The sequence below is a fragment of the Wolbachia endosymbiont (group A) of Oxytorus armatus genome (assembly GCF_964027005.1).
Classification (GTDB): domain Bacteria; phylum Pseudomonadota; class Alphaproteobacteria; order Rickettsiales; family Anaplasmataceae; genus Wolbachia; species Wolbachia pipientis.
In genome coordinates this window covers 940,547-966,290 of sequence record NZ_OZ034719.1, presented here as the reverse complement: position 1 = coordinate 966,290, position 25,744 = coordinate 940,547, and the positions used below count along the sequence as shown (strand labels likewise).

The 25,744-nt window shown below is 34.7% G+C and carries 24 protein-coding genes and 1 other RNA gene; 12 read left to right on the top strand and 13 right to left on the bottom strand.

Annotated elements, in window-relative coordinates; genetic code table 11:
- The first annotated feature begins 112 nt into the window (after positions 1 to 112).
- On the top strand, positions 113 to 1,309 hold the full coding sequence (locus AAGD79_RS04810; RefSeq protein ID WP_341811207.1) for an ankyrin repeat domain-containing protein: 1,197 nt from the start codon (positions 113 to 115) through the stop codon (positions 1,307 to 1,309).
- A 482-nt stretch (positions 1,310 to 1,791) separates the two neighbouring features.
- On the opposite strand, the gene AAGD79_RS04805 is transcribed toward AAGD79_RS04810, so the two are convergent.
- On the bottom strand, positions 1,792 to 1,989 hold the full coding sequence (locus AAGD79_RS04805) for a hypothetical protein (protein WP_155968442.1): 198 nt from the start codon (positions 1,987 to 1,989) through the stop codon (positions 1,792 to 1,794).
- A 483-nt stretch (positions 1,990 to 2,472) separates the two neighbouring features.
- Between AAGD79_RS04805 and AAGD79_RS04800 the strand changes: the two genes are divergently transcribed.
- Positions 2,473 to 3,093, top strand: coding sequence for a superoxide dismutase (locus AAGD79_RS04800; RefSeq protein WP_010082437.1), 621 nt, complete (start codon positions 2,473 to 2,475; stop codon positions 3,091 to 3,093).
- Positions 3,090 to 4,361 carry a pitrilysin family protein gene (locus tag AAGD79_RS04795; protein WP_341811206.1) on the top strand — a complete coding sequence of 424 codons (1,272 nt, stop codon included), beginning with the start codon at positions 3,090 to 3,092 and terminating at the stop codon, positions 4,359 to 4,361. Before AAGD79_RS04800 ends, AAGD79_RS04795 begins: the two co-directional genes overlap by 4 nt.
- Before the next feature lie 6 nt (positions 4,362 to 4,367).
- Here the strand turns inward: AAGD79_RS04795 and AAGD79_RS04790 are convergent, their stop codons facing one another.
- The 3 genes from AAGD79_RS04790 to nuoE all read right to left on the bottom strand — a co-directional run bounded on the left by AAGD79_RS04790 (position 4,368) and on the right by nuoE (position 6,592).
- The gene (locus AAGD79_RS04790; protein ID WP_010082444.1) at positions 4,368 to 4,685 is read right to left on the bottom strand and encodes a hypothetical protein; all 318 of its coding nucleotides are present in this window, start codon (positions 4,683 to 4,685) and stop codon (positions 4,368 to 4,370) included.
- Positions 4,686 to 4,876: 191 nt separating this feature from the next.
- Complete coding sequence (tgt, locus tag AAGD79_RS04785) at positions 4,877 to 6,091, bottom strand: tRNA guanosine(34) transglycosylase Tgt (protein ID WP_151807958.1); 1,215 nt, start codon at positions 6,089 to 6,091, stop codon at positions 4,877 to 4,879.
- Positions 6,092 to 6,592, bottom strand: a complete 501-nt coding sequence (gene nuoE, locus AAGD79_RS04780) for an NADH-quinone oxidoreductase subunit NuoE (RefSeq protein ID WP_341811205.1) — start codon at positions 6,590 to 6,592, stop codon at positions 6,092 to 6,094. It abuts the gene before it with no gap.
- 673 nt (positions 6,593 to 7,265) lie between these two features.
- On the opposite strand from nuoE, the gene AAGD79_RS04775 reads away from it, so the two are divergent.
- Positions 7,266 to 8,918 carry a hypothetical protein gene (locus AAGD79_RS04775; protein WP_341811204.1) on the top strand — a complete coding sequence of 551 codons (1,653 nt, stop codon included), beginning with the start codon at positions 7,266 to 7,268 and terminating at the stop codon, positions 8,916 to 8,918.
- 157 nt (positions 8,919 to 9,075) lie between these two features.
- Positions 9,076 to 9,425: RNase P RNA component class A (gene rnpB, locus AAGD79_RS04770), an RNA gene on the top strand.
- Between the two features lie 51 nt (positions 9,426 to 9,476).
- Here rnpB and AAGD79_RS04765 read toward each other — a convergent pair.
- The gene (locus tag AAGD79_RS04765; RefSeq protein WP_182282637.1) at positions 9,477 to 10,244 is read right to left on the bottom strand and encodes a response regulator transcription factor; all 768 of its coding nucleotides are present in this window, start codon (positions 10,242 to 10,244) and stop codon (positions 9,477 to 9,479) included.
- A gap of 325 nt (positions 10,245 to 10,569) precedes the next feature.
- Here AAGD79_RS04765 and AAGD79_RS04760 point away from each other — a divergent pair, with 325 nt between their 5' ends.
- Genes AAGD79_RS04760 through AAGD79_RS04745 form a run of 4 tightly spaced genes read left to right on the top strand, consistent with a single transcriptional unit; the run spans position 10,570 to position 14,003 of the window.
- Positions 10,570 to 11,553, top strand: coding sequence for an NAD(P)H-dependent glycerol-3-phosphate dehydrogenase (locus AAGD79_RS04760; RefSeq protein ID WP_010962796.1), 984 nt, complete (start codon positions 10,570 to 10,572; stop codon positions 11,551 to 11,553).
- Positions 11,554 to 11,572: 19 nt separating this feature from the next.
- Entirely contained in the window at positions 11,573 to 12,055 is a 483-nt protein-coding gene (locus AAGD79_RS04755) for a phosphatidylglycerophosphatase A (protein ID WP_006279290.1), read from the top strand.
- On the top strand, positions 12,045 to 12,824 hold the full coding sequence (locus tag AAGD79_RS04750; protein WP_341811203.1) for a GNAT family N-acetyltransferase: 780 nt from the start codon (positions 12,045 to 12,047) through the stop codon (positions 12,822 to 12,824). The genes AAGD79_RS04755 and AAGD79_RS04750 overlap by 11 nt, the downstream gene beginning before the upstream one ends.
- Before the next feature lie 42 nt (positions 12,825 to 12,866).
- The gene (locus AAGD79_RS04745; protein WP_010962793.1) at positions 12,867 to 14,003 is read left to right on the top strand and encodes a hypothetical protein; all 1,137 of its coding nucleotides are present in this window, start codon (positions 12,867 to 12,869) and stop codon (positions 14,001 to 14,003) included.
- Positions 14,004 to 14,006: 3 nt separating this feature from the next.
- Here the strand turns inward: AAGD79_RS04745 and AAGD79_RS04740 are convergent, their stop codons facing one another.
- Both AAGD79_RS04740 and ybeY read right to left on the bottom strand, forming a co-directional pair.
- Positions 14,007 to 14,795 carry a succinate dehydrogenase iron-sulfur subunit gene (locus tag AAGD79_RS04740; protein ID WP_010082472.1) on the bottom strand — a complete coding sequence of 263 codons (789 nt, stop codon included), beginning with the start codon at positions 14,793 to 14,795 and terminating at the stop codon, positions 14,007 to 14,009.
- 86 nt (positions 14,796 to 14,881) lie between these two features.
- A complete protein-coding gene (ybeY, locus tag AAGD79_RS04735; RefSeq protein WP_010082473.1) occupies positions 14,882 to 15,334 on the bottom strand; it encodes an rRNA maturation RNase YbeY in 453 nt (150 codons plus the stop codon).
- 24 nt (positions 15,335 to 15,358) lie between these two features.
- Between ybeY and AAGD79_RS04730 the strand changes: the two genes are divergently transcribed.
- Complete coding sequence (locus AAGD79_RS04730; protein ID WP_255322244.1) at positions 15,359 to 15,490, top strand: hypothetical protein; 132 nt, start codon at positions 15,359 to 15,361, stop codon at positions 15,488 to 15,490.
- Positions 15,491 to 15,718: 228 nt separating this feature from the next.
- On the opposite strand, the gene AAGD79_RS04725 is transcribed toward AAGD79_RS04730, so the two are convergent.
- The 5 genes from AAGD79_RS04725 to AAGD79_RS04705 all read right to left on the bottom strand — a co-directional run bounded on the left by AAGD79_RS04725 (position 15,719) and on the right by AAGD79_RS04705 (position 21,119).
- Positions 15,719 to 16,117, bottom strand: a complete 399-nt coding sequence (locus tag AAGD79_RS04725; RefSeq protein ID WP_007549395.1) for an EVE domain-containing protein — start codon at positions 16,115 to 16,117, stop codon at positions 15,719 to 15,721.
- Positions 16,117 to 17,313 carry a cell division protein FtsZ gene (gene ftsZ / locus AAGD79_RS04720; RefSeq protein WP_010962790.1) on the bottom strand — a complete coding sequence of 399 codons (1,197 nt, stop codon included), beginning with the start codon at positions 17,311 to 17,313 and terminating at the stop codon, positions 16,117 to 16,119. Before ftsZ ends, AAGD79_RS04725 begins: the two co-directional genes overlap by 1 nt.
- A gap of 248 nt (positions 17,314 to 17,561) precedes the next feature.
- A complete protein-coding gene (locus AAGD79_RS04715) occupies positions 17,562 to 18,011 on the bottom strand; it encodes a hypothetical protein (RefSeq protein WP_341811202.1) in 450 nt (149 codons plus the stop codon).
- An 83-nt stretch (positions 18,012 to 18,094) separates the two neighbouring features.
- A complete protein-coding gene (locus tag AAGD79_RS04710) occupies positions 18,095 to 19,558 on the bottom strand; it encodes a YifB family Mg chelatase-like AAA ATPase (RefSeq protein ID WP_341811201.1) in 1,464 nt (487 codons plus the stop codon).
- Complete coding sequence (locus AAGD79_RS04705) at positions 19,488 to 21,119, bottom strand: recombinase family protein (RefSeq protein WP_341811200.1); 1,632 nt, start codon at positions 21,117 to 21,119, stop codon at positions 19,488 to 19,490. Before AAGD79_RS04705 ends, AAGD79_RS04710 begins: the two co-directional genes overlap by 71 nt.
- Before the next feature lie 313 nt (positions 21,120 to 21,432).
- On the opposite strand from AAGD79_RS04705, the gene AAGD79_RS04700 reads away from it, so the two are divergent.
- Both AAGD79_RS04700 and AAGD79_RS04695 read left to right on the top strand, forming a co-directional pair.
- Positions 21,433 to 22,629, top strand: a complete 1,197-nt coding sequence (locus AAGD79_RS04700) for a hypothetical protein (protein ID WP_264376327.1) — start codon at positions 21,433 to 21,435, stop codon at positions 22,627 to 22,629.
- On the top strand, positions 22,595 to 23,704 hold the full coding sequence (locus AAGD79_RS04695) for a hypothetical protein (RefSeq protein WP_264376326.1): 1,110 nt from the start codon (positions 22,595 to 22,597) through the stop codon (positions 23,702 to 23,704). The genes AAGD79_RS04700 and AAGD79_RS04695 overlap by 35 nt, the downstream gene beginning before the upstream one ends.
- A gap of 12 nt (positions 23,705 to 23,716) precedes the next feature.
- Here AAGD79_RS04695 and AAGD79_RS04690 read toward each other — a convergent pair whose 3' ends face one another.
- Positions 23,717 to 25,732 carry an AAA family ATPase gene (locus AAGD79_RS04690; protein WP_341811199.1) on the bottom strand — a complete coding sequence of 672 codons (2,016 nt, stop codon included), beginning with the start codon at positions 25,730 to 25,732 and terminating at the stop codon, positions 23,717 to 23,719.
- Positions 25,733 to 25,744: the final 12 nt, after the last annotated feature.

The following is a 25,744-nucleotide window of genomic DNA, read 5'->3' as shown; positions in this document are numbered from 1 at the left end:
AAAGTTATAAGCATACAGATTGGATTACAGTATCTTTTTTAAGAAGAAGATTTATCTTGCTTAAAAACTTGTAGATACTATATTTTACATAAATTCTTCATGCGAGGCCTTTATGTTTACTAATAGAATATCTAATAATCTGGATCAGCTGCAATTTTTTGTAGAGTTTTTAAATGAAAATTATGAAATTCAGAAACATCTTAGTCTTACACCACTACATTTAGCAGCAGGAAATGGTCAGTTGGATTTAGTCAACACTTTATTAGGAGAAGGTTTAGATATTAATTCAGAGATTAAGTACGATGGCTTTACGCCACTGTATTTTTCAATTGCAAAAAATCGCTTAGAGATGGTTAACTTTCTTATTGCTCATGGAGCAGATGTAAACCATAAGACCATTCTAGGCTTTACACCTTTAAGTTTTGCATCCCAGCAAGGATATTTAGATATAGTCAACACCTTGATTGCAAATGGAGCAGATCTTAGTACTAAAACAGATAAACTTAATACACCTTTACACCTAGCAGCAGAGAATGGTCATCTAGATATAGTAAATGTTTTTATTGAAAAGGGATTAGATGTTAATGCTGTAAATAATGATCGAGCAAGACCTTTGCATTCTGCAGTACAAAATGGTAACCTCGAAGTAGTTAAAGCTCTTATTTCACAAGGGTCTAATATTAACGCTGGATCTTCAGGCATAGGTAATCATAAAGTTGATGCAAACATTACACCCTTACATCTGGGAACACAAACTGGTAGGTTAGATATAGTTAAAGTTCTGCTTGAAGCGGGAGCAAACGTTAATGCAAAAACAGATGATAAGATTACACCTCTACATTTAGCGTCTCAAAATGGCTTTTTAGAGTTAGTAGACATTTTACTAAAAGCAAAATCTAATGTTAATGCTAAGGATTATGAGAATCTTACACCTCTACATTTAGCAGCAGAACGTAATCACTTTGGAGTAGTTAAGTCTCTTCTTCTCGTAAGGGGAATTGATGTTAATGCTAAGGACCACGATAATTCCACAGCTTTACATATAGGATCTCAGAATGGTCACTTAGAAGTAGTGAAGCTACTAATAGAGAAAAAAGCCAATGTTAATGCTAAAAAAAACGAAGGTTTTACACCTTTGCATCTAGCAATTCAGCAAAGTCATTTCGAGGTGAGTGATTTTTTAATTAAAAATGGAGCAAACATTAACACCGTGGATGATCAGAATTGGACTCCTTTACATAATGCAGCATATAATGGTTTTTCTTTAAAAATAGTAGAGAGCTTAATTGCAAAAGGAGCAAATATATAGCCTTTCTTATAATAGTCCGAATGCGATAAGATATGTGTTTATGGCTATAGCAGGCCAGTAGCATATTACGGTCTGTTCGGATTATTGTAAAAAGAGCTATATCATTAGCTACACTACTAAGTAAGCTAAGTATAAACCAGATAACCCCAAACAAATAAGCTCTCAATCTGTAATCCATAAAGCTTCTGATTTAATAGATACGATGTACTCATATAATTTTACTACAAAACTAATAATATAAAAGTTTTCTGATGTACGTCCCCAGAATGTGATCGTAAGGGTCCATTATAAATAATTCGGGAAATTTCGTCTCTGTAGACATATTAAGAGCTATGTAACGAACGTTTGTATTTGTGAGTAATAGTAAGGCTCAAGGTAAGGAAAATGCTAGTGAGGTAAAGTAGAATAACGTTGATTTGATAATTTAAGCTCATTCCCTCTTGCTACATCTCTCTTTAAATATCTCCTCTTTTGCAGCAGGTCTATAGAATTATACAGAGTATTTTATCTTCCAATACAGGCAATCTTGACGTTCTTCCATGGCATTTCTTCTGTTCTTGAACTTTTTCCCACTCTGGGCGCACTTTTTCTACAACCTTTTCGAATTCTTCTATTTTCAAACCTGTTACATCTCGAAAATTTCTCGGATGTTCTTTTAGATTATGGTAGTTTAAGCTCATCTTCCCTCTCTATTCTCTTGCTATACCTCCCTATTTTATAACCATTCCTACTCTTTTGCAGCAGGTTTAAAGAAATACTAAAGGCAAAAGATACGCTTGCGTAGTTCGAAAGCTTTCTATAGGATAAGTCTCACCTGATTTACAAATAGAATTGTTATGTTAGATGTTTGCTATTTATTCTTAAGCTCATTTTAACAGCATTTTGCTTTTTTTAGTATGTAGGGGTTTTCTAGGAATTATCCTATTGAATTCTATGATATTATTTTTTGTAACATTGTTATACATATCATGATAAGGGGGTTGGCGAAGGGTGTCAAGTAACTTTTGCATTTAATCCATTTCTATGGCTTATATAATAATCGTTATTGTAGTATAATTTAGAATAATGCAATAGATACCTAAATGTTTTAGCTATTAATTATATGTTGCACAAAAGCATATATTGCCCTACCATCCAAGTAGGTTAGAAATAAAGAGGTTTTTATGAGTTTTACTTTACCTGAATTACCATACGATAAAACAGCTTTGGAGCCTTATATATCTGCAAAAACCTTAGATTTTCATTATGATAAGCACCATAAAGGATATTTAAATAAACTCAACGAGCTAGTTGAAAATACGGATTATCAACATGTAAAAATTGAGGAATTAATAACAAAAGTGCATGGTAATAGCGGCAACTTGCCTATATTTAATAATGCAGCACAAGTTTGGAACCATACTTTTTATTGGAATTCAATGAAAAAAAATGGTGGTGGTAAGCCTAAAGATGGTAGTCTTCTAGCAAAAAAAATTCAAGACGATATCGGTGGCTTTGATAAATTTTATGAAGAATTTTCGAGTCATGGAGTAAGCCAGTTTGGCAGTGGATGGGTATGGTTAGTGCTCGAAAAAGGTAGGTTAGGAAAGCTCAAAATCACCAAGACTCCAAATGCAGATTTGCCAATAATTTATGGCCAAGTGCCACTACTCACTATGGATGTGTGGGAGCACGCCTATTATTTAGATTGTCAAAACCGTAGAATTGACTACATAAAAGTTTTCCTTGATCATTTGATTAATTGGGATTTTGCAGAAGAGAACTTAGAAGAATATATGAGATGAATATACCCCGGGTAACAAAATTAGATAATGGTCTGCGCATAATAACTGAGCAGGTGCGTGGTATTGATTCCGTAGCTTTAAGCATACGAGTTGGTGTTGGCAGTAGAGCAGAAAGTGCAAAGCAAAATGGAATATCCCATTTTTTAGAACACATGGCTTTCAAAGGGACGAAGACAAGAACTGCCTTTGAAATTGCAAAAGCTTTTGATGACATAGGTGGAGTTTTCAACGCTAGCACCAGTAGGGAAAGCACCACCTATTATGCAAAAGTCCTCAAGAAAGACATAAAAACTGGTATTGATATATTAATAGATATATTGATGAATTCCACGTTTCCAGAAGATGAATTGGAACGTGAGAAGGGTGTTGTAATACAAGAGATTTTTCAAACTAATGATTCACCAAGTGACATTATTTTCGACAAATATTTTGAGGCAGCTTATAAAGACCAACCATTTGGTAGGTCAATCTTAGGCACGCAAAATACTGTAAAATCTTTTACTCGAGGAGATCTAGATAATTACATAAATGAGCATTACTTTGGTGAGAATATGCTATTTGCCGTTGCAGGAAATGTTGAACATGAAGAAGTTGTTGCATTAACCAAAGATTTTCTCTCAAAGATTCATTCTAAAAAGCTGAAAAAAAGCCAAAATGCGAGCTGTACTGGTGGTGAGTATTTAGAACATCGTAAATTAGATCAGGTACACTTGCTAATTGGTCTACCTAGTGTTTCTCGCCATGACGATAAATATCACACGTTTCAAGTGCTTGATTCTATATTAGGGAGCGGAATGTCATCACGTTTATTCCAGGAAGTAAGGGAAAAGCAGGGATTAGCTTACTCTGTTTATTCATTTAATTCCAGCTGTACTAATACAGGAATGTTTTCCATTTTTGCTGGTACAGACAGTAGTAACTTAGATAAGCTTTTAAAATCTATAACGACAGAGTTGAAGAAGTTGTCTACAGATGATCTGAAGGAAGAAGAAGTAAATAGAGTGAAAGAGCGAGTAAAATCCCAAATTTTAATGTCACGCGAAAGTGTTAGCTCACGTGCTGAAACATTGGGACACTACTACGGTAACTATAATAGGTACATCAGTAAAAATGAATTAATAGAAAAAATTAGTGCAGTTACCACTGCTAACGTAAAAAAAGCAGCAGAAGAATTGTTATCTCAGCATGAAAAAACCACTCTAGCTGCAATTGGAGAAATTGAATCATTGCCAAGTTACGATAAAGTGGTTTCTATGCTTAAAGCTTAGTGTACTTTAATTATGTTGCTTAAGCTCACTAAAAAGTTCAATGAACGGTTGCAAAATCCTTTCTATAAAAAGTTTGCTTTCTGGTTCATCGCGTATATTACTTATCAGTTTATTCAAAGTTTTCTCGCTGTTTCGTAAAAATAAATAGCTTTCTACTGCTTGCACACCAGACAAGACAGTCAAAATTCCTCCTATCACTAGACAAGCAGCTATAGCAGGTACGGTACCCACTGCAATTGCAGTTGCGATTAATGATAACCCAGCTAAGAATGTAACGGCTGAAACGCAAAACGCTATTTGATGTTTTTCTTTATTGTTAACCATAAATACCTCACAAAAACTATATTTTTAACATACCAGTGTTGTCATGTATTGTCAAGTTTTTAAAGAAGATTAAAAAATGCAACGCACATGTGCAAAAGACGCTAACTATGGATTAGCCAAGGAAGAAAGAGTAGGAAGAGGAAGGCTTTTTCTGTTTTAGGGAATATAAAATAAGCGTAGAAAAATATGAACTAGGTGTATAATTCACAGTGTAGTGGTATCTCACTAATCCAATTATTTTTCTCCCGATCTAGCCTATCATCTAATATAGCCTGCCTTATTGATGCCATTAACTTATTCATAAAGAAAATATTATGAATGGTAACGAGCGTGTAAGCCAGGAGCTCTTTAGCTTTCAGTAAATGGTGTATATAAGCTCTTGAATGTTTTCTGCAGGTAAAACATAAACAGTCACTTTCAATTGGGTTGTTGTCCAGCTCAAATCGTTGATTCCGCAAATTAATATGCTCTTTGCACTTTGAAGAAATAGAATTTCTGTTTTTTACTTTAACAAGTGCGCCACCATGCCTTGCTAAGCGGGTTGGATGCACGCAATCAAACGTGTCAATTCCAAGCTCTACTCCGCGAAAGATGTCCACAATTCCACCAATACCAAGCAAATGAGTAGGCCTGTCTTTTTTCAGGTGGTCCATAGTGAAAGAAACTACATCATGCATCTGCTCTTTACTTTGACCAAGTGATCCACCTATTGCTTGACCAAAAAATGGCAAATCGTTGATAAAATCACAACTTTCTCTACGTAAATCTTGATACACTCCGCCTTGACTAATTCCATACAGTGCCTGCTTGCCATTATTGTTTTTTTCAAATTCATTTAAAGAACGTTCAGCCCATCTGTGGCTCATGAGCATTGATTTTGCTGTGTATTCTTTGCTTACGTGAAATGGAGTGCATTCATCTAAAACTAGGATTAAATCTGCACCTAATTTCTGTTGAATTTGTACAGATTTTTCAGGAGTTAAGCAATAAATTTTACCATTAATGTAAGAACGAAAAATTGCCCCATCCTCATTAATTTTGATCAAAGTTTTTTGTTTTTTTCTTATTCCTTTTATCTCTTCCGAAACTGATCCGTGGCCTAAGCTAAATATCTGATATCCACCTGAGTCAGTTAGCATTGGCCCATTCCATCCTATCATCTTGCGCAAACCACCAAGTTTTGCAACAGTATTCTCTCCTGGTTGAAGCATTAGGTGATAGGTGTTGGAAAGTATGATTTGGGTACCAGCTTCACTTATTCTTTCAATATCTGCAGCTTTAATTGCAGCTTTTGTTGCGCAGAATATAAAAGCGGGGGTTTCTACGCTTCCATTTGGAGTTTTAATTGTTCCAACTCTTGCAGAACCTGATTGCTTGATTCTCTTGAATGAAAATTCTTCTTTCATCTATTTGCCTGAAAGTTCTGTTATGATGTTTTCTACTTTCTCAGGAGTAAGATTTTCATAGAAGTCATTATTGATCTGCACAACGGGAGCATTAACGCATGCACCTAGGCATTCAACTTCTTTTAAAGTGAACAAATTATCTTTAGTAGTCTCACCGATATTGATTCCAAGTTTTTTTTTAAAGGTATTTAAAACTTCTTCACTATTGCACAACCAGCAAGGAGTTGTTCTACAAATTTGTATTAGATATTTGCCTACTGGTTTTAAATTATACATGGTGTAAAAATTTGCCACTTCATATACACGAATATGTGGAATATGCAGCATATCAGCAACATAACGCATAGCAGATTCAGAAACCAATCCGCATTGCTCTTGAACCAGATATAGTAAAGGCATAACAGCACTACCTTCTCTACCTTTGGGATACATCTCTATAAACTTTCCCGCTTTCTTGAGGTTTTCTGATGTAAAACTAAACTGCTCTTCTTTTTCTATCATTCATGAGACTCGTGTAAACTTTAACAGATTATACCTGTAGAACCAATGATTGCAATTGTTGGTTTTTTGAGAAATAGCATAAAGCTTCTTAGCCCTCTTCAAGCTTATATTTACCTTTTAGTATAAAATATTATATTAATTTTTTAATTTTAGTTAAAATTTTCATTGACATTAACACACAGGAGTAATCATAATAGCATTTTATTAATATTTTAAATAAAATTATGTCTATATTAAGAAGATTGCTCGGATCAACTCAAATACACCGGAAATTAAAGAAGCGATAGGTTTTAATCCAACAAACGTAGAATTAATTGAGGGGAATGGAGTTGCTTACGGACTCAGCTATCAAGATAATGGTAATGGGAGCAGTAAAGTAAAATTACTTATTAGTCCATTATATCAATCAAAAACATACGAATGTGGTACAAATATCAGCGTAGCAAATGAATTCAAAGATCAATTATCTCTCACATTAATAGAAGATTCAGCTGAAATAGATAAAGTTGGAGTTATCTTTCCTGAAGAAGGAATTAGCGAAGAAGGAGAAAAATGCGTTAAAGGCTTATCTTTTAACACTTACGGAATTAAACAATCAGTTAATACTCCTTCAGTTGAACATTTAGATAAAAGAAAATTACAAAAGAATATTGATAATAATAGTCTTGCAAATGTGGGCAATAGTTACTTTCAACCAAGAGCAGTGAAAGTTGGTAATGGTGACGTAATTGTAATCGCCCATAACTTAAAGGATCAAACTTTAGTTTCTTGGTACTTAAAGTCAAGCGAGAGCGGAAAATTTAAGGTATTGACTGGAGAAAAAGGTGTTACAGAAAGAAAATTGTTCAATTTTGATAATCAGGGGCAATTGGCATTAAATGGAAACACGATGCTTTATTCGCAAGTGAGCAAAAGGATTACTAAGGAAAATCAAGAGGTGAGAAAAACACGTATTTTTAAATTTGATATGGCTAAAGTGATTCAGGGTCTGAAGGATGGAGTTAATGGCTTTTTACTTGGTAATCGAAAAGGTCAAATAGATAATAAAGCACTATCTCTTTCTAGAGAACATGAAATAAGCTTTTTGCAGTATGTTGAACAAACGGAAGGAAATGATCTAGTTGCTTTTCTTGAAAATGACCAATCAGCTAATGAGCAGAGGTTACATATAGCAACTCTACTTAAAAATGGATCAGTGTCAGATTTTCCTATCTATCAATTTACAGATCCTATAGAGCAATTATATATTAAAGGCAACGGTCAGGGTGGTTTTATCGTAACTGCGGTAAGTGGAGAAAATATTGTAACTTTTAATCAAAACGGCTCTGGAAAATCTTCTGAAGCAACAATAATACCGGCAAATAGCATCAAAACTCTCAGTGATTTTGTTAATATCATTAACGGTCGATTAACGCCAGATATTATTTCTAGTAGTACCGTGGCTCCTATAACTGTTGCAGAAACGGTTGTGACTTCTAAGAAAACGCCGACTGCTGCAATTACTAGCACAGCAGAAACCGACGCTGTGAAGACTACTAAATTGACAACGGAAGCCGTTGCACCTACTTCTACAATAAGTAAACCTTCAACGGAGTCAACGACAGTAGCAAAAACAACTACTACTTCACAAGCGACCACGGTTGCTACAACGTCAACTAGTGTGCCGATAGTAACTTCAGGAACTGAGACAAGTACTGTAAAACCTACAGCAGCGACTGGTGCGTCGACTTCTACGATGAGTAAACCTTCAACAGAGTCAACGACTCAAACAAGTACAGTAACAGTGAAGCCAACAACAGAAGCCGTTGCACCTACTTCTATAACGAATAAACCTTCAACAGAGTCAACGACTCAAACAAGTACAGTAACAGTGGAACCAACTGCGCCAACAACAAGCTCAGAGAAAACTACACAAACAGTATTTAGTATACCAAGTACTAGAACAAAAGAGTCAACAACTCCTATATTCACCACGACTTTACTTCCTCAGTCTACTTCTTCACCACAACCTACTCAACTTGCTATAGGGTCTAATAAGGCAGGAATGATAGGGGGATCTTTGGTTGGAGCAATAGGTATTGTTGGAATTATAGGATTCATAGCATATAGATATGTTAAGGGTCGTAATGCTGCTCCTGTATTAGAACTAACTGATTTGGGTTATAGAAGGCGATCATCTTCAAGTAGCGATGAAGAAATTTTTACCACTGGTAACAGAATGCGAACTATATATCAATCTGAAACAGTGCTAAATAGTATATCAGTAGAAAGTAGTAGTCGATCAAGAAGTAGCTCATCGTCTTCAAGCGGTGGACCAGGCTCTTGACTAACTGAAGCGGAGTCTAAAAGTGAAAAAAGCTTATCTTGGGATAGTGATGATGTGCCGGAATATCACCTTTAGCTATTTGTCTAAATGTTTTTAATATGTAGACTGTTAGGAAATTGTCTTTTGCTTTTGTGATTTTCATGTTAAAGTATAATTCCTAGGTGAAATAAGTAGCTGCTGTTGTGTGATAAACATAGCAGAGGAAAGTCCGGGCTCCAAGGAAAAATAGTGACGGGTAATGCCCGCCGGAGGTAACTCCAGTTATAGGGCTACAGAAAATTACCGCCTAAAATATTTTTAGGTAAGGGTGAAAAGGTGTGGTAAGAGCACACCATGGCAATGGCAACATTGGTAGTCGAGTAACCAACACTAGGAGCAAGATTAAATAGAAGTAGATTTTATGTTTTCCTCATATCTACTCGGGTAAATCGCATGCGGTAAATGGTAACATTTACTCCAGATAAATAGCTACATAAACAGAACTCGGCTTATATTTCACCTAGGCGTTCACATGATACGTGCGATATAAGCCATGCTATATTTAAATGTGTAGGCATTTCATGCGTTGTCCTTCACTTGTTCTGCTTGATAGCCATCACTACTTTCGCCTACATTAACATTAGAATATTCATCATCAATATACTCTTTCAGAACATACCCTCTGCCCCAAACGGTTTCTATGTGGCTTTTTCCATCATTTGCACTTTCAAGTTTCTTACGTAATTTGCACATAAAAACATCAACTATCTTGTTATCTGAAGGTTCATCCAAGCCATTGTAAAGATGATTTAAGAACATTTCTTTTGTTAGTACTGTTCCTTTACGCAGTGCTAGCAATTCTATCATAGAATACTCTTTATTAGTAAGGTGAACCGTTTTACCTTTCACCTCAACAACCCTGTGATCAAAATTGATATTTATATTACCAATCTTTATCACCGATTCAGGATGGCCTTTAGTACGACGCACTATGGCCTTAATTCGAGCTAATAACTCGCTTTTATGAAATGGCTTGGTTAAGTAATCATCGGCACCATACCCGAGTCCTTTAGCTTTGTGATTGACAGCGGATATGCATGAAAGTATTAAGACAGGAACTTTGATTTTTGCACTTCTTAGTCTTAACAATATATCATATCCGTCAATATCACCAGGTAAGTGTATATCTAAAATAACTAGGTCATAGTAATCTCCGTTTGAGGAAACCATATTATTGTTATAATCTTGTGCAGAAGTAACAACGTCACAGAAGTGTCCATCAGAAGTTAAGGCGTTAACTACAGTCTTTGCACTTACTTGATCATCTTCAATTAATAATATACGCATATTTTACACCCCATAAATAATTTATAATTTTAGTAATATATATAACTAAGGAAAGTAATAAATCAAATTTTTATTAACAAATGATCAAAATTACACTTATTAATTAATAGTAAATATATTGTTCCAAAGTTATATAAATAGATCTAAAATATAATAGACATACCATGATAGTAATAATATTTTTAGTAAATATTGAATTAAAGTTACTATTATTAAAAGAATACTTCGGTTAATAAATATTTAACTATTCTATATGTCTGTGTTATATTTTTAATTTACTTATCCTACTATTTTAAAGTATAAGTAATATTTTCAGGAATATTGTGTGGCAATATCAATTTTAGGTGCTGGTGCATGGGGTACAGCAATCGCAATTTCATTAGGTAGTAAGAAAGATGTGATTTTGTGGACTCACAATGAAACTACATTTGAATCAATCAACGGGAAAAGAGAAAGTGACAAGCTACCCGGTTGTCGAATTTCTGATAATGTGTCAGTAAAATTGGCTATTGAAGACATAATTAATGCTTCAGTAACAATCCTCGCTGTTCCCACTCAGTCTCTGAGGAAGGTATGTCAGCAATTGCATAATTGTAATCTGAAAAAAGATGTAGCAATAATTTTAGCTTGTAAGGGAATAGAAAAGTCTACATTAAAATTACCTAGTGAAATAGTAAATGAAATTTTACCTAACAATCCTATTGCTATTTTTTCAGGTCCTAGCTTTGCTGTAGAAGTTGCAAGAAAATTACCCTATTCAATGGTTCTTGCATGCCAAAATAACACATTAGGTTCAAAGCTAGTATCAGAGCTGCAACAAGAAAATGTTAAATTGGAGTTTAGTAACGACATTATAGGAGTACAGATTTGTGCAGCGTTAAAGAACGTTTTTGCTATAGCGTGTGGGATTGTTCTAGGTAGTAAACTTGGGTTTAATGCTCATGCAGCATTGATTACGAAAAGTATGAGCGAAATTAAGGCTTTATACTCAGCAAAAATTGGTGACGGTAGTGTGGATATAAATACACTACTTGGGCCAGCATGTCTGGGTGACCTAATTATGACATGCACATCCTTGAATTCAAGAAACTTATCTTTTGGGTTTAAAATAGGTAATAGTGACAATGGCTTTAATGTTCAGCAGATTTTGTCAGAAGGCAAGTCAGTGATTGAAGGTTTTAGCACTGCTGAGTCCATATTTAATTTAGCAGGAAAGCTAAAGATAAAAATGCCTATATGTGAAGCGGTCTATAGATTATTGTATGAAAGCGCCTCTATAGAGGATACTCTTTCTGTTCTTATAAGTTAATTTTGTATTTGGATATATTGTGAAATTTTTATATAAATTAATATCAACGTGGTGGCTGTCTGGAACAGTAAAAAAAATGCCAGGTACTGTGGGTAGTTTGGCTTCTTTTCCGCTTGTTCCTGTAATCCTGAGCAACAAAATTTTAGGTGCAGCAATTATTTCTTTTTTATTCTTAATTGGATTATGGTCTACAGGTAATTATATAAAACATTACAAGACTTCATGTGATCCAAAAGAGGTAGTAATTGACGAAGTGGTTGGTCAATTGCTGACGATACTTTTAGTTTCGATATTGTTAAGCCAAGAGATGAATTGTTCTTCATTGTTGTTGTGCTTTTTTTCTTTTAGGTTTTTTGATATAATAAAAACGTGGCCTATAAATTTAATCGATAAAAATACCAAAGGTCCTTTAGGTATTATGCTAGATGACGTTATAGCTGCAATTTTAGCCTGTGTTCTTATAGGAGCCTTTTATTGTTTATTGTTGGTGTATGCAGGATAAAAAAATTTATTATTCAAGCTTAATTGTTCAAAATCTAAAGGATTATATACTGTACACAGCGAATTTATCTGAGTGGGAAGTACACGATGAATTTGATAACATCATATTTACAATAAATGGTACCAGGGAGTCATTATTTAATTTTGTGTTCTGTGGAGATCAATGTACCGAGCTTTCTATACAAAAAACTCTAGATTATCTCAGAACAAGAGATATAGAAGCAACATGGGTAATAAATTCACATATGAAAATAAGAGATATTTTAAAAAAGTGTGAAATAAAACACGTTAGCACACCAAAAAAAGCTTTACTTAATATGAAAAATTACTTTTTACCTGCTGATGTTATTCCAAACTTGAGGTTAAATGCTGTGAATGGTAGCAACCTCTTAGAACAGTTAGATCTACACACTTCTAAAATTTTTTATCATGGCGTTGGAATTGTCAGCACATTTTTTCGCGGATTATCAAATTATGATGATAAGAACTCAAGATTAAGATTTTTTCTTGTAACACTAAATAATGAAATTATTGGGACATGCGGTCTTTATGTTCAAGATAGCGTAGCTGGTTTTTATAGTGATGGAGTTTTACCAATTTACAGGAATCGTGGAATAGGTACCCAAATGGTTTTAGAAAGAATAAAGATAGCTAAACAGCTTGAATGCAAATATATAGTAGCACATTGTATGAAATCTTCTGTGAACCTTTATAAGAGATTGGGCTTTCAAATGTTAGGCAATCTTTACTTATATACCTCTTCAGCATAATTCTGAACGGTTACAAATTTTTACATTTGTTTTAAAAGTGCTATGTTTTTTTTGTATGAAGTGGTTTTAATATTGATTCTAATATTATTCTTTCTCTCTTATTCTAAATTAAAAATTAGTAATAAGATTAAGAACTTACAGCATCAAAATGTTATCATAAATAATTTAATTGATACTGTGAATGATGGGTTTTATATTTGGGATGCAAAAAAACGTATAGAAAAGTTCTCTCCCAATTTACTAATTTTGCTTAATACTGTTTTTTACTCATTTAATGAGTTTGTGAATTTTTTTGAGCAATCAGAAAGCTTAATCAAAAATTTTGTTGAGGCAAAGGAAATAAATAAATCTTTTACTCTAGATTTAAAGTCAAAAGACAGTGAGGTTTATTGCATATGTTACGGTAGAAGCATAATAGATGATTCTAACAATGTGATAGGTGTGCTGTTATGGATAAGGAATGTCTCAGACTGTAAGATAAAGGCTAACGGACTTGAGTTAGAAAATAGTAAGCTTACACAGGAAGTGGAGAGCTATAAAAACGTTTTCAACTCTTTACCATTTCCAATACTAAGATATAACAAGAGTAGAAAGGTGGAATTTTATAACTTGTTTTATGATAAATATGTAGATGGTTCTAAGAAATTTGCTATTACCGGTAGCGCTCATAGCACAAAACCAGGAAGACATGTCATAACTTATAAGAACGAACCTAAGGTTTTCGATTTTGTTAAAATTCCAATACAAGGTTCTGGTAGCATAGTAATGTATGGGAAAGATGTTAGTGATGCAGAGAAATTATATACTGAATTAAACAGTTATTTAGCTACACAGAAAAATTTGCTTGAGAGGTTACCGGTTGCTATAGTAATATATAGTAAGAATCAAAAGCTAAAATTTTATAATAATGCTTTTATAAAAACCTTTCAATTTGACCCAAAATTTTTGGCATCTTACCCAACTTATCACGAAGTTATGCTTTACCTCTTCGAATCTAAAAAGCTTTTAGAAAAAGAGGATTTTCAAACTATTAGTAACCAAAGACATGAGTTGTTCAAAAAATTATTTGAATCGTACGATGATACGATGCACTTCACAAACGGAAAAGCGTTCAGGGTATTAACAATACCCTACGCTTCGGAAGGTTTGCTGTTCTCTTACGAAGAATGCAAAAGATAATACTTAAACTCCTTCTCTCTCTACCATGAGCTGTTTTACTTTCGCTATTGCTCTTGCTGGATTAAGTCCTTTAGGACAAGTTTTTGTGCAATTCATTATTGTATGACAACGATACAACTTGAATGGGTCGTTTAAAACATCAAGTCTTTCACCTGTCTTATTATCACGGCTGTCAGCAATCCATCTGTAAGCTTGTAATAGTATTGCTGGTCCTAAAAATTTATCACTATTCCACCAGTAGCTTGGGCAACCAGTCGAACAGCAAGCACATAATATACAGTCGGACAAGCCATCTAATTTTTTTCTATCTTCAGAAGATTGAGAGTATTCTTTATTTGGTAGGGCAGGCTTATCTGCTTGTAACCAAGGTTTAATTGATTTGTATTGCTCATAAAATTGGCTCAAATCCGAGACTAGGTCCTTTATTACATACATGTGAGGTAATGGATATATTTTTACGTCACCTTTTATATCATGTATAGATCTAGTACATGCAAGAGTATTGGTTCCGTCAATATTCATGGCACAAGATCCACATATGCCTTCTCTACAAGAACGTCTGAAAGTTAAAGTCGAATCTATTTCATCCTTTATTTTTATTAATGCATCAAGTACCATAGGGCCACAACTATCCATATCAATAAAAAATGTGTCTATTCTAGGGTTTTTCTCGTCATCAGCAGACCAACGGTAAATTTGAAATCTTCTGATGTTTTTTGCTCTAGCAGGAATAGGATAAATTTTGCCCTTTTGATTAATTTTAGAATTCTTTGGCAAAGAAAACTGAACCATATCACTTACCTTTTATTGTTTATAGCTAAAACCCTTTGTAGATAACATATTTTATTATCATCTACTATATTTTTATTAAATTCCTTTTAAATCGCACACATATTGTAGCCAAGCGAAGCTAAAATCTCTCTTTCTAGATTTTTCATTATAATTTCTTCATCTTTTTTTTGGTGATCATAACCAAGTAAATGCAGTAATCCATGCACTAACATGTGTGCAATGTGAGCAAGAATGGGTATATAATACTCATGCGATTCTCTTTTTATTGTGTCTATTGAAATTGCTATGTCTCCTAAATCGCACTCATTAGACAATTGTTCATACGGAAATGATAGTACGTTAGTTGGCTTATCCATTTCTCTAAATTTTAAATTAAGTTGATGTAGCAAGTCATCATCAGCCAGAGCTATTGATATATTTGGTTTATAGTGGTCTATTTTTAATTCTTTTAGAGAAGCATTGATGACACCTAATACAAAATTTTTAGGATTTTCTATAATGCTGCACCATTTCTTGTCAAGAATATTTACTTCTAACATGAGTGACACATCAGTAAGGGTGTCATGCAAATAGCTGACACTGGAATCCAAAAAAGAAGAGTTATAGACCCTTGTGTCATGTACACAACTGTACGAATATTGTACACTAGAAGGATGTCATCCCAGTGTCTAGGAACTGGGATCCAGGAATTTTGATTAGACATCAAGTTAGTGAATATAAAAGTAGCTAATCTTATATTAAAACACAACGGCTTTAATGTGGTTGCATTAAGGCTGGATTCCAGTGTCAAGCACTGGAATGACACCTTTGTGTTTGATGCAAAATCGGCTATAACGTTTAATGCACTGCCTTCGAGACAAATATTCATACAGCTGTGCGTTGTGTGCTGAGATGACATCATTTAGGAACTGAAATGACAGGTATTACACATCACTCATCCTTATTATTTCATTCCATTCAATTTCCGAAACTGGGGCAATTGATAAACGTGGTTGTTTTAATATAGTCATATTTTTCAAAAGTGGGTTTTGTTTTATATTATTTAACGTTACTTGGTTATTTAAAGGTTTCAAAAACTTTACATTCACTAATCCGAACTTGGGATCATTAACATGATAATACTCTTTAAATACTTCAACGATTCCAAGTATTGCTTTCTCTTTACCTGTATGATAAAAAAACGCAAGATCGCTTGCTTTCATAATTTTCATGTAATTTTGAGCTTGATAATTGCGCACACCATCCCACTCAACTACCTGCTCCTTTTCCATTTTTTGCCATGAGTATTCACTTGGCTCTGACTTAAGTAGCCAAAATTGCATTATTTTTTTCTTCTTAAGTAAGCTGGTATATCATAGATATTGCTGCCCCACTTAGCTCCTTCGCTTACCTGTTCAGCTGGTTTTGTTTCCAGTGTTTTGTCTTGTGTACTTTCACTTTGACTATATGGCCACTTAAATTTCTCTTTCTCTGAGTCTTCGCTCTGACTTATAGGTGAAGTTTCTGATTTATTATTGCGACCATCAATGCCAGTTGCAAGAACAGAAACTCTAACTCTTCCCTCCATCGCTTGATCAAAAGTAGCACCAAATATTATATTTGCATTTTCATCTACTTCTTCACGCACTCTATTGGCTGCAGCATCAACTTCAAACAGAGTCATATCTCCGCCACCAGTAATGTTAATTAATATTCCTTGCGCACCTTTCATTGATACATTATCAAGCAATGGATTAGATATTGCAGCCTCTGCAGCACTAATTGCTCTATCTTCTCCTTCTGCCTCTCCGGTGCCGATCATCGCTTTGCCCATCTCGCTCATTACTGTTTCTATATCAGCGAAGTCAAGATTGATAAGCCCTGGCATGACCATCAAGTCAGTTACTCCTCTGATGCCAATGTGCAGAACATTATCAGCAAGTTTAAATGCATCAGAAAATGTAGTTTTTTCATTTGCAATTCTAAATAAATTCTGATTTGGAATGACAATAAGTGTATCCACGTATTTTTGCAGTTCTTCAAGTCCAAGCTCTGCAATGCGCATACGGCGCACACCTTCAAAACCGAACGGTTTAGTTACAACTCCAACAGTCAATATCTTTTTTTCTTTTGGCGCTCTATCCTTAACTGCGGCTCTTGCTTCTCTGGCTGCTTTTGCAATTACCGGTGCTGCACCAGTTCCAGTACCACCGCCCATTCCTGCTGTGATGAAAAGCATATGACTATCTTTTATATGCTCCATAATCTCATCAATTGACTCTTCTGCTGCACCTTTGCCAACATCAGGCAAAGCACCAGCACCAAGCCCCTTAGTTAAATTAATGCCAAGCTGAATTTTTTTATCACATAACGACTTTTCTAGTGCTTGAGCATCGGTATTTGCGACAACAAAATTCACTCCTTGCAAATTAGATTGGATCATGTTATTCACAGCATTTCCACCAGCACCACCCACTCCCACAACGGTAATCCTTGGGTGTAATATAGGCAACTCCGGCAGACTAAGATCAATAGACATTTAAATTACTCAAATTTAGCGAATTCACTTGATAATAAGTTACCGCTTTTTTAATAATATGCAAATACTTTTCACTTCTATAGGCGTAAATAGTAAACGGGATTTACTTATTCTTAACATTTATACTAATAAGTGCCGTTAATTATAATAACTAGATTCTTAGATGACATCACTTAACCGATGCAAAAAATAGAAAACGTTTATAAAAAGGGACAGAAACCTATCCCTTTTTATTTTGTTGAAGATTATTATACTGTCTGATCTTTCCCTTTCAATGCTTCAACTGCAACATCTTTTAATTTTGAGGCAACTTGATATGTTCCATAAACAGCAGCAACTGCAGCAATTGCCATTATGGCACCCGCAACTATCTGACCAGCAACACCTGTTCCGATAAATCCAGGTAATGAAGCAGCTATTGCTTGATTTGTTCCAACAAAGTAACTGGCAGTCTTAGCAAGAAACCCAGAAGCTTCTGCTGCACTAACAAAGCCTGCTTTCATATGCATTGCTGTAAAGACAACACTTGCAACTGCAAGCGGAAATAATGCTGTTCTCCCTTTATTATGCATAGCGTACTGACCAGCTCCACCAGCAGCACCAGGAATTCCCCAGTATTTTTCAGCTCGTATATATCCTTCTGAAATAGCATGAAAAATGCCATCCCCTTTTCCATACTCATAACTTGTTAATGCCATAACTCTACTCCTTAAATAGAATGTTAAAATTTCATTAAGGAAGCATATAGTAAAAAAAATTGCCTGTCAAGTAAACTAATTTTTTAATATACCTTTATTCTGTAATTGAGCGCTTCAGCAATGTGTGCTCTTTTTACTTCTTCACTTTTTGCAAGATCTGCAATAGTTCTTGCAACTTTTAATACGCGTGTGTAGCCTCGATTGGAAATGTAATTTTCTTTCAGTACGTATTTTAGCAATTCTAACCCTGCCTGATCTGGTTCAGTAAATTTATTAAATGCTTCACCGCTTACTTCTGAATTGCAACGAATATTTAATTCACTATAGCGCTCAGTTTGAACTTTTCTTGCTGCTATCACTCTTTCTCTTATGATTTTAGTACTTTCTCCCTCCACAGAGATTTCAGGAGAGAGTATGCTAACGTTTGGCATTTCAATGCATATGTCTATTCTATCAAGCAATGGGCCTGATATTTTGTTTTTGTAATCTGTGCCACACTTTGGAGCTTTGTTGCACGATCTGCTTGCATCACCTAAATAACCGCACCTGCAAGGGTTCATTGCAGCAATCAGTTGAAAATTTGCAGGGTAGGTTATGTGAGCATTTGCCCTTGCAACGGTAACTTTTCTATCTTCAAGTGGTTGGCGCAGAGAATCAAGCACAAGTCTTGGAAATTCTGGCAACTCATCAAGGAATAACACGCCATTGTGAGCCATGGTAATTTCTCCAGGTTTTGCATTCTTTCCTCCCCCTATCATCGCTGGCATAGAGCATGAATGATGAGGTTCACGAAAGGGACGAGTTACTTTGAATATTTCATTACCAGTTTTTGTTATGCTGGAAATAATATTAACATCAATCATCTCCTGTTCGGTTAAATCAGGCAGCAACACTATAAAGCGTTTAGCAAGCATTGATTTTCCAGTACCAGGAGGGCCAACAAGAAGCATATTATGCCCACCTGCTGCTGCAATTTCAGCTGCTCTTTTTGCAACAACTTGGCCTTTGATATCCTTCATATCGGGAACCAATCTTTTTTCTTTGGGTGCATCACTATAATTAAAAATTACTGGCTGAATTAATTGCTCACCCTTAAAGTGTCTGATAATATCAGTTAATTTCTCTATAGCCAGAATTGAAACATTCTTCACCCATACAGCTTCTACACCATTTCCTCTCGGGCAAATTACTCCTTTATTGTCCTTTTTTGCATTAATTGCTGTTGGCAGCACACCTGAAACTGGAATAACTCTGCTATCAAGAGCCAGTTCACCCATGATTATATAAGACTGAACTTTTTCAACTGGTATCACATTCATTACAACAAGTAGTCCAATAGCAATAGCCAAGTCATAATGACTGCCTTCTTTCAGCAAATCCGCGGGGGAGAGATTAACTGTAATTCTTTTTGGAGGTAGTAGTAGATTGATTGAATTTAACGCTGCTCTGATGCGCTCTCTGGATTCTGCAACAGTTTTATCCGGCAAGCCAACAATATTGACTGCTAGTACAACATTGCATAATTCTATTATGCCTATTTTGATCAAAATTTGCAAGACTTTTTATGCGAAATACTATGTATAAGTGGTTGTGGTTGATTTCAATTTGATGAATTAACATTCTAATAATATTTTGTTTAGTCTGCCAATCTACCAGATCAAGTTTTGATTCAACACTTGAGGAAAAGTTTTTCAAGCTATCTGTAACAAGGCTCAATTCTTGTTGTAACTTCTTTTGATCGAGTGTTCTTTCTTTCTCTTCTTCAATTTCTTTCAAATGTTGTTTCATTGTTGTGATTCTTGGTTCAAATTCTTCTTGGCTTATAAACCCTTTGGCATAGCTATCAATAAATTTTTTGATACTTAATCTTAGCTTACTTTCTTGCTTTTCACGTGTTTGATTATGTAAAGGCTTTTTGTTCTCTGACAATCTACGTTGATATTCATTTGCAATCCTATCTGGCTCTTTCAGGATACTCTTGACTTCTTCCCATATAACTCCATCTAATACATCAGTGCGTATTGATTTATTATCGCAGATTTTATTGCCATTGAATTTGCTAGAGTTTGTACCAGAGCAACGATAGTAATAATATGTCGACTTTTTATGAACGTGGTTTGTACCGCAATAAGTATATTGACAACGTTGACATACCATTAAACCTTGCAATAAATATGTTTCTCTTCTTTGTCGTACTCTTGCTCTTTGCCTATTTTCAGTTAGTTGTGCCTGTACTGAATCAAATAAAGGCTCATTGATTATTTTTGGTACTGGAATATAAGTCCAGTTCTCTTTATCATTGTTAAAGCGACCACTTTTAAGTTTACCACAAGTTCCTTTTTTTGACTTTTTTACTTGTGGTTTTGAGCATGTCCTAGTTTTACCATAAGCTGCTTTTCCTATATAAGCAGGATTTCTTAACATGTTCCAAATAGTGCTCCTTTTCCAATACCTTTTTCCTGTTCGTGTTATTACCGGTATCTTATTCAGTTCATGTACAACTTCTCCTATACTTGCTCTTTCTTGGCCAACCCGACTAAATATTTTACGCACTATATTTGCCTCTTCTTCATCAACCTCAAATTGAGCACTTCCTTCACCTACATGTTTTGCTATGTAGCGATAACCGTAAGGCGCCCTACCCATCACACTTATACACCCAGCTTTGGCCGCATGAAGTTTACCTCTACGGTTTCGTTCCATAATCTTTGCACGTTCATACTCTGCTATTGCTCCCTGAATCTGTAGAAATAAATGGGAATCCTGATTATCATCAAACTTATGATTCAAAAATACTATTTCAGATCCAGCCTTTTTAAACTCTTCGAGTAAGATCATTTGATATGAAAATTTACGTGATAGCCGATCAGGTGAATGAATGTATATCTTATCAATCTTACCTTCTGCTACTCTATCACGTAAACTCTCTAAGCCAGGACGTTCTAAATTTGATCCACTGTAACCATTATCGATGAACCTATGCTCATCTAACAATTCATGTCCATCACTACTAATGCGACGCTCCAATTCTACAATCTGACTCTCTATTGTATTCTCCTGTGCCTGTTGTCTTGATGAAACTCTTGCATACAAGCTTACCGTTGTCATTTTCTTCTACCTCCTTTGTTTTACATTTCAATAATTGTTCATAAGCATTTGCCAAATATGTACCCGCCAACCTGTGAGGTTCATAACGGCAATTAATAGTTAATTCCCCTTTTTGCATGTTTTTCTTCCTGTGAATTTTTTTATAGGTTAGGAGACTTCTATTAAACTAAACCAATGCACACCTTATTGTAAGAAAGCTATCTAGTTTACACAAATTCTCCCTAATTAAATATACAAGATTTGAAAAAATTATGTCCAAAAAATCTTTGCTTGAATTGTCATATTATGTATAATATAGCTTATTTTATGTAATATGAATGTTCATCCGAGCCATGAATTTTGGGAAAGCGATTTAGAAGTTCCTGTTAACCTTTTATTAGATCGTTTTCAGGATTCTAATATACGTCAGTCTTGGTTAGATTCCCTTTCTGGTAAACAACTGAGCATTATTTTTCAGCATTGCTTTAAAAATCATTTAAATGGACAACTTTTTCAAGACGGAGACTACGATGATAGATCCACTCAACAAAAACGTAAGATACTTGCCAGTTACTCTGACTCTCTTTTTAACTATTATCTCATTAGCCACTTTGATCGTACAAAACTTGAGGCTACAGTCAGTGAAGTAGCAAGATTTGCTCTGACTGAGAAGTTAATGAGATCGTATCTGATAAAAAATAATACCAAGTATGATAAAAGATCCTTGTTGTTTTTACTATTTCACATAAATTGTGAATTTCTAAAATCTGTCTATCATTTTGATAAAGTACAAAAGAAAGGTTTCATATCATTTGCTCTACAGAAATCACCAAGACAAATAAACACTTCATTTAAAGAGTTTATGTCACAAGAAGCTGTAGAGCAGATACTTAAGGATGATGACCAGTTGCAGGGTTTTTTCCATCATCAAGATCGAATATATATGTTTGTACGTCGAGGAAGTGACATGGATTTACTGCTTAATTCAAACAAAGTTGTTCATGGTCATAAACCTGAGTGGATGATTTTAGATTTCTCTCTTGATGGCACTCAGGTTAATCTCTGTGCTAAAAATACTAATAAAGCTGTGGAAATAGCAAATAGCATTGTAAGTGGGTATTTTGACTGCGAATGTACTTTTGTAAATATACAAGATAAGAACTTTCCACTACAAGTGCACAAATTTCTTCAAGCATGTATAGATGGTTCTGACTCTGACATTTGTATATTTGAGTTAAATTTTAAGTCAGATTATTTTAAAAATAGTAATACATATCTTACTTTAAGTGTAAAACCGTATGATCCTATTGCACCAGAGTTACATATTTTAAAGCCAGCTATTGGCAACATACTACAATCTATTCAATCAGCTAAAGTAATGTTCCAAAACAAAAAGGTAACATTTTCTTTCAAAATAAGTGGGGAAGTTTATTATTCAGAGCATCCACTCAATAAAAAAGAAAGAGAGGACCTGAAGAAACATATGGAACAATCTTATGGTCTTAAAATTCTTTCACGAGCAAATTGCTGATCTTTTAAGTTCAAATGGTTCCTGGATTAATCCAAGCCAAAATCATATTAAAGCAGCAAGATACTTATTCGATCTTGGATTGATAAAAATGCAAGAAAGGTATTATATTGTTTGCTCTCGTGAAGAAGATCATCTTGATTGGCCAAATGTAATTGATTCAAGTTGTAGCAATGAGATTTTTATCGATTCAGACTTTGATGAAGCATGTGATGACGCTATTTGTGAAAACTGTTCTCGTCATATTCTGCCTAATACTTATCAAAAACAGAGATTTCATCTCTTATCCATATACTTAAATACAGAAAAGGTCATAGACTGGTTTGAAACAAAGTTGAATGATTCAAAACTTATGTGGGAAAAAGTGGAAAAAGGAGTTTATTATATTTGTAATCAAGGTCGTATTGTAAATCTAATAATCCTTGATTTTTGTACTGATGCGATATTTTTAACTATAGATAAACTTAGAGTCCACCCTACAGTTCTCATCACTCTAAAAAAAGATATACCAAATCTATTACTGAATCTATATGTAGTGCCAATGGTGAAACTGTTTTGTCAGCTTAAGACTGTAACTGAGATATTCCGAGAGGCAGCTAAAAGAGGAGTAGCAAAGGTAGTAGAAAATACTTCTTTGCAAGTTTTACCAGCTTCATATATTTCGCTTAAACGTGTTGAACCAATTATACCAACAAAGCTTTTGGAGTTACAGGTAGTTAAAGGTATGGTATATGTTAATAGTATTGAAGTTATAAATAAAAAAGCTGCATCATGTCTTAATATTTTTCGAATATTATTTAGGCAATTTTTACATGACTGTGAGAAAGAATTACCACCTGAAAAACATACACTTCTCAATATTAATCAGTTAGAAAAACTCTTGGGACTTAGTTTAGAAGCAGATTTAGAACAACAAATCAGAAAGCCATTAAATAAGATGCAAAGAACAATCAAATCTACACTTGCTGAGAAATTAGGATTAAGTATTGAACGTGATGATGTAATACAAACCCTTGGTTGGCAAAGATCATCATATGGTTATCGTATTAACCCTTTTACTTTGACTATAAAAAAATAGAATTTCCTGATTTTAAAAATTTTCAGCTCCATGAGTAAATTTTCCAACTCCACGTGCAAATGGTCCTGTTTTTACATCAAGCCATTTATCTTCTTTTGAACCATTAGCCATTCCTTTAACTATTTGCTTTGCTTGTAAAAGCTCTTGCACTATACGCTCTAGTCTATCCCTTCCCATACTATGAAAAACTTCAGGCAATCTATGTCGTTGTTTATGTATTCCTGCACTTCCTGTATGAGTAAATGGATGTCCTGAAATAGCAGCTCGCGCAATTGAATCAATAAGATATATTTTAAGATCTTTATCGCTAATATTTTGAGCTTTTAATTGTTCAGTAATGTCTTCCAATAGCCCTGTTTCTTCATTTCTTAGGTAAGTGCGTATGGTACGATCAGCCAGGCCATTTGCCTTAACAACAGCTCCATAAAATAGTGCATTTTGTCTTGGGATTTTTCCAATTGACCTAAAAATCATTGGTTTAGTCATATCTTCAACAGGCAAAAAAGCAAAAGAACACCTGACTCCATTTACGAGAGCAGAAGTACCTCGAATAGCATCTCGTGCTTGCTCTACTGTTGATATAGGCTTTTCTCCCTTCAGCTTTCTCATATGATGTGCAGTAATTATTGAAGCTCCAGTGCTACATGCTAAATCAGATAATAAACACATGAGATAATCCCCTACTGCTGGGTCAGCATTTAAATCTGCATGAATGAAAGAAGCAAGGGGATCAAATATAATGAGCTTTAAATCCTTTATTCTGCTCAGCTGCTTCATTACCAACTCAAATTCTGGAGATATTTCTACAACTTTACCGCGAACATTCTTAAGTATGGTAAATGATCCTCCTATATTTGGCAATGGTACAATAAATAGCCTATCTTTATATTTTAATCTCTCACATTTTGGATCAAGTCGTTCTAAGCGACGATGTATTTCATTTGTATCATCCTCTGCGGAAAATACCACCACAGACCCATGTTCAGTAACAGGTGGGCCAAATCCACACACCTGGTCTATGCTACTTGCAACCTTGAGGGCTAGGTCAAGAAGAAGCATACCTTTGCCTGTATCTCCCATTGCAGCCAAAATGGAGGTTACACCCAAAGGAAATAATCCTTCAACCAAGAATCTTTGCTTTGGTACTGGACCTACAAAACGCTCTACACTCCAGCTGAAAATATCAAGTGGTGGTTTAATAATTATTTTTCTTGAGTTTTTTTCAATAAATTCCGAAACATTTATTCCCTCTAACAGACAATCAGCAGCATCCCAACTCCTTGGTTTATTCGGTGGAATCTTAAGCGTAGCAAGTGATGCAACACCAAGTTCTAAAAGCTTCTTTTCAGCGTTTTTGGCATATTTATTACCTGCTTCATCATTGTCCGGCCAAATGATAATATGTTTACCTTTTAGCGGAGTCCAATCTGTTTTATCAAGGGTAGCATTTGCTCCAAACATTGCTGTTGTTGCAGTTATTCCTTTCTCTATAAGTGCTTCTGCGCATTTTTCTCCTTCAACCAGAATAACCTTATCGGACTTTAAAATACCTAGAATATTATAGAGAGGTCTTATCTCTGGCTCTTTGAATCTTTGTTTTTTAACATCAAATGGTTTAAACTGTTTTTTCTCTAAAGGAGGATCATAACGATAGACTATTACAATCAATTGGTTATTTTCATCGTAGTAATTCCAACTACAAGTCAGATATTGTTCTAGATTTCTGATATTGTTTTGTTTCTTAAGACCAAGCCATTCACTTATTGAAGCCATTACTTCAGGAAATTCTATTTTGGCATTTTTCCCATGTACCGTTGCCCAAAGGTCAATAATGTCACCGCCTTCTCCTGTTGCAAAATCTTTCCATAATCCAGCTCTTTCGCCTGTTAATTCTATTACAGTACTTTTGCCTTTGTTACCCTGTACATCACCTACATAAAACTTATCACCACGAAATGTCCCTCTTGGTAGTAGATGAAAAAGACAAGATCTGATATTTTGCAAAAGCTGAGTCTTTAGCTCTACCATAGTATCCGTTTT